The sequence below is a fragment of the Mesorhizobium sp. WSM4810 genome, from assembly GCF_055811235.1.
Window position 1 is genome coordinate 1 of sequence record NZ_JBVVQV010000105.1, and the last position, 511, is coordinate 511.

The window sequence follows — 511 nt, forward strand, 5'->3', positions numbered from 1 at the left end:
GGTGTGAGGACCTTAACAATCCCTTGCAAGACCCTTCGTGGTGGCAACGGCAATGGCCGGAACGGGTCCAGCCTGTCTTGGAACGTGATTGATGTGATAACGTGATTCCCGATCAGCGAGGTGGGTCAGGCTGAAGCGGTTTGTCGAGGGCGAGGATCGCCGGCAAGCGGCACTGCTTCCCGAGTGCCTGGACGATTACGTGACGCAGGACAATCCGGGGTGGCGACAGGTGCATCGTGGATCTGCTACTTTCGCGCGCTCCAGTTTGGGAGGCGCGGCACGCGTTGCCCCTGACGACAAACTGAGCCTCGTGCTGGTGGCGGTGTTCGGAGTGACATTCCTCAAGGAACATCGTCGTCGAACTGGGCAGGGGTTGCCTTGATCGCAACAGGCGCGGTTCTGGTACGCTACAAAGCTTATTGCTCCGTCTTTAAGATCAGAACAGCCAAAAAAAGGTGGGCAGGTAGCCAGCTACCTGGAGGTATTCGATGCCTTCGATGGCTGGAAAGAT

1 pseudogene is annotated in these 511 nt (G+C 57.7%); it reads left to right on the plus strand.

Features of this window, described 5'->3' with window-relative positions:
• Nucleotides 1-213 precede the first annotated feature (213 nt).
• Nucleotides 214-414: pseudogene (locus tag AC0L3O_RS35505) on the plus strand (EamA family transporter); the annotation flags it as partial.
• Nucleotides 415-511 lie beyond the last annotated feature (97 nt).